General features: G+C 73.3%; 3 protein-coding genes. 2 read left to right on the top strand and 1 reads right to left on the bottom strand.

The genetic code is table 11. From position 1 onward, the window contains the following. A partial coding sequence (locus JS521_RS34135; RefSeq protein WP_205086758.1) for a diaminobutyrate--2-oxoglutarate transaminase family protein occupies window positions 1–1,244 on the bottom strand: 1,244 nt, incomplete at its 3' end. 355 nt (window positions 1,245–1,599) lie between these two features. Here JS521_RS34135 and JS521_RS34130 point away from each other — a divergent pair. Further along, entirely contained in the window at window positions 1,600–2,769 is a 1,170-nt protein-coding gene (locus JS521_RS34130; protein WP_205086757.1) for a trypsin-like serine peptidase, read from the top strand. 389 nt (window positions 2,770–3,158) lie between these two features. Then, window positions 3,159–4,328 carry a trypsin-like serine peptidase gene (locus tag JS521_RS34125; RefSeq protein WP_205086756.1) on the top strand — a complete coding sequence of 390 codons (1,170 nt, stop codon included), beginning with the start codon at window positions 3,159–3,161 and terminating at the stop codon, window positions 4,326–4,328. Window positions 4,329–4,470 lie beyond the last annotated feature (142 nt).

Genomic DNA, 4,470 nt, shown 5'->3' with positions numbered 1-4,470 from the left:
TGTTCGACTTTGTGGCGGCGGCGCTGGCATTCCGGCCCCCCGGCGGGGGCGGGGGCGGGGGCGGGCGGGGGGGCCGGGGGGGGGGGGCCGGCTTCGGCGGGCAGGGGCGCGCTCTCGGGATCCACCAGCTCCAGGCCGATCATCAGTCCACGCCCCCGTACGTCACCGATTCCCGGGTGATGCGCCCTCAGTTCCCGCAGGCGGGCGAGCATCCGGGCCCCCAGGACCGCTGCGCGGTCCGCCAGTTGATTCTCCCTGACGTACGCGAGCGTGGCCGCGCCCGCCGCCATGGCGAGCTGGTTGCCACGAAACGTACCCGCGTGTGCGCCCGGCTGCCAAAGATCCAGCTCAGCGCGGTAGACGATCACCGCGAGGGGCAGGGAGCCGCCGATCGCCTTGGAGAGGACCATGACGTCGGGGACGATCCCGCTGTGCTCGACGGCCCAGAACGTACCGGTCCTGCCGACCCCGGTCTGGACCTCGTCGGCGATGAGCGGGATGGAGCGGTCCTCGGTGATCCGGCGCATGCGGCGCAGCCAGGCGTCGGGGGCGGGGTTGACGCCGCCCTCGCCCTGGACGGGCTCCACGATCATCCCGGCGGGGGCCGGCACGCCGCCCTTGCGGTCGTCCAGCAGGTGTTCGGTCCAGCGGGCGGCGAGCGTGGCGCCGTGCTCGCCGCCGGTGCCGAACGGGCAGCGGTAGTCCTGCGGGAAGGGGAGCCGGGTGACCCGTACGTCGGTGGCGCCGCCGGAGGCTTCCAGGGCTCCGGCGGTCATGCCGTGGTAGGCGCCGGTGAAGGTCAGCAGGCCGGAGCGGCCGGTCGCGGAGCGGACCAGCTTGAATGCGGCCTCGACGGCGTCCGTGCCTGCGGGACCGCAGAACTGGATGCGGGCGTTGTCGGCGAGCTGCCGGGGCAGGGTGGCGAACAGCTCGGTGGTGAAGGCGTCCTTGACCGGGGTGGCGAGGTCCAGCACATGCAGGGGGGCGCCGGAGTCGATGACCTTCCGGATCGCTTCGAGCACGACGGGGTGGTTGTGCCCGAGCGCCAGGGTGCCCGCACCGGAGAGGCAGTCCAGATACCGCCGTCCGTCCGCGCCCTCGATGGTGAGCCCGCGGGCGCGCACCGGGACGATCGGCAGGGACCGGGCGTAGGTGCGGGCCGCCGATTCGCGCAGGGACTGACGGCGGAGGATGCCCTCGTGCGCGGACGGCGGCGCCACCGGTGCGGGTTCGGTCACGGACACGGCTCTTGATCCTCCTGCGGTAACAGTTGCGTTGCACGTCGGTACGTTCTCGCGCGGACGCACCGAGGCCGTGAACGCTGTCCTGGTGTCCCCCGTACGTACAAACGACGCCGACCGCGATGGATCACGGGTAAATCGGAACATCCTCGCGGCGACGGAACCGCGGACCTGCCGCGTACCGTCACCATCGGCACCGGCATAGTGGGGGCCGCACCGTGGCGCGGAAGCACCTGCTCCGGCGCCCGAAGTGTCCGCAATGCAGCACGAGTACCGAGTGACGAAGTCCCAGGGGGATCACGAGATGCGACCCATTCGCCCGACCGATACCGCACGCCGCGGGAGGCGCGCACGGCGCATGCCCTCCACCGCGCTCGCCGCGACCGCCGTCGCCGCCGTGCTGGCGCTCACCGCCACCGCGTGCGGCCCGGAGGAGGACAACGCCGGCTCCACGCCCAGCGCCTCGGCCGACCAGTCGTCCGACGGCAAGGTCGCCATTCCGGACGACTGGAAGAACCGGCTCAAGGAGCGCGGGATCGACCCCGACAAGTGGCGGGACGGGGAGTGGAAGAACTGGGACAAGGACAAGTGGCTGCGTGAGGCCAAGGACTTCGTCAACCCGATCATCGACGGCCTGTGGGATCCGGACCGGATGCGGGAGGCCGACAAGCCCCCGGAGAACCCGGTCGACAACGACATCTCCGGCGACGACGGCGTGACGGACCCGACGCCGGCCCCGGTCCGGGCCGCCGGTGTCGCGACGCCGTACCACGACAACGCCCCGGAGTCCGGGAAGCTGCTCTTCGACGGCCCGCAGGGCTCGATGGTCTGTTCCGCGACCGTGGTGAAGGACCCGGCGAACCCGGGCAAGTCCAACATGGTGTGGACCGCCGGGCACTGCGTCCACGCGGGCAAGAAGGGCGGCTGGTACCGCAACATCGCCTTCGTCCCGGCGTACAACAACGACGGCCTGTCGCTGGCCGAGCTGGAGACCGCGCCCAAGGAGAAGATCGCTCCGTACGGTGTGTGGTGGGGCCAGTGGGCCCAGACCTCCGAGCAGTGGATCGAGCAGGGCGCCGCGGTCGGCGGCCAGGGCGCGCCGTACGACTTCGCGGTGCTGCACGTGACGCCGGAGAAGGGCGCGGGCGGCAAGTCGCTGGAGGAGACGGTCGGTTCGGCGCTGCCGGTCGAGTTCAACGCTCCCGCCGTGCCGGAGATCGCCGGTATGACGGCCACGGGTTACCCGGCCGCGCCGCCGTTCGACGGCCAGAAGCTGCTCCAGTGCGAGGACAAGCCGGGCCGGCTCTCGGTCTTCCAGGACCAGCCCACGATGTACCGCATCGGCTGCACGATGACCGGTGGCTCCTCCGGCGGCGGCTGGGTCGCGGCGGGTCAGGACGGCAAGCCCGCCCTGGTCTCGAACACCTCGATCGGCCCGGTCACGGCGGGCTGGCTGGCCGGTCCGCGGCTCGGCAAGGAGGCCGAGGGCATCTACCGCGCGGTGAGTGAGAAGTACGCGGGCCGGTAAGTCCCGCGAGCACACGGGCCCGTGAGGCCCGGGGCCCCCCCCCCCCGCGGGCCCCCCCCCCCGCGGCCGGGGGGGGGGGGCCGCCGGGGGGCACAAGCCCCCACACCAACAAAACACGAGACCCCCCCACCGGCCGCCCCGGCCCACCCGCGGGGGGGTTGCCCCCGCCCCGGGGGCGCCCCCCCCCCCCCCCCCCCGCCCCCCCCCCCCCCCCGGGGCCCCCGGCCCCCCCCCGCCCGGGGGCCGCGTACGACCGGCGGCGGACTCCGAGGTCCCGCATGACACGCTCATGACAGAATGCACGACCGCGCAGCCGCGACGGCGCCACATCCGCACATCCCGCGACTGCGCGCCACCGTACGAACCAGCTGTTCAGGGGGATTTCTTCCATGCGATCGATACGTCCGCTGCTGGCCGCCACCGGCCTCGTCGCGGCGCTCACTCTGACGGCCACGGCCTGCGGCCCCGAGGAGGACGCCGCGGCCGACAAGCCCTCGGCCACCGGGGCGGCGGAGAAGGATCCCGCCGCCGGACTTCCCGGTGATCTGGGCGACGCCCTGGAGAAGCACGGGGTGGACCCGGAGAAGTGGAAGGACGGCGAGTGGAAGAACTGGGACAAGGACGGCTGGCTTCGCAAGGCCGAGGACTTCGTCAACCCGGTCATCGACGGCCTGTGGAAGCCGGAGCGGATGGCCGCGGCCGACGAGCCCGCCAAGACGATGGCGGCCGGTGACCTCTCCGCCGGTCAGGACGTCAGCGACCCGGAGCCCGCGCCGGTGCGGGCCAAGCCGGAGAAGACCCCGTACCACCGCTACGCCGCCCCGGTCGGCAAGGTCTTCTTCGACTCCCCCAAGGGCTCCATGGTCTGCTCGGGCACGGTCGTGAAGGACCCGGAGAACCCCGGGAAGTCCAACCTCGTGTGGACCGCCGGACACTGTGTGCACGCGGGCGCGGGCGGCGGCTGGTACCGCAACATCGTCTTCGTGCCCTCGTACAACGACCAGGGCAGGAACGCGGCGCAGCTGCGGACCGCGCAGCCGCAGGAGGTCGCCCCGTACGGCACCTACTGGGCGGACTGGGCCGCGTCCTCCGGCGAGTGGATCTCCGGCGGCGGCCCGACGGGCGGGGCCGGTGCGCCGTACGACTACGCGGTGCTGCACGTGAAGCCCGAGAACGGGACCAAGTCCCTGGAGGAGACGGTGGGCAACGCGTTGCCGGTCTCCTTCGACGCTCCGGAGATCCAGCAGATCAGCGGCATGGGCGCCTGGGGCTACCCGGCGGGTCCGCCGTACGACGGGCTGCTGATGCACCAGTGCGTCGACCGTCCCGGCCGGCTCTCGATCGCCCCGGGAACCCCGACCATGTACCGGATCGGCTGCACCATGACGGGCGGCTCCTCCGGCGGCGGCTGGTTCGTCGCCGGGCCGGACGGCAAGTCGATGCTGGTCTCCAACACCTCGATCGGCCCGGTCACGTCGGGCTGGCTGGCCGGGCCCCGGCTCGGCGAGGACGCCCGGCGCACCTTCGCGACGATGAGCGACAAGTTCGCGGGGCAGTAGTCAGGGTTCTGCGACCTCAGCAGTCAGAGTTCTGCGACCGCACGCAGAAGGGGCCGGCGCCCCCCCCCCGGGGGGGGGGGGGGGGGGGGGGGGGGGGGGGGGGGGGGGGGCGGCGCGGGGGCGGGGGGGGGGGGGCGGGGGG

This window comes from Streptomyces durocortorensis, from assembly GCF_016901035.1.
Lineage (GTDB): Bacteria > Actinomycetota > Actinomycetes > Streptomycetales > Streptomycetaceae > Streptomyces > Streptomyces durocortorensis.
The sequence above is the reverse complement of the archived record's forward strand: the minus strand, read 5'-3'. Positions and strand labels throughout refer to the sequence as shown.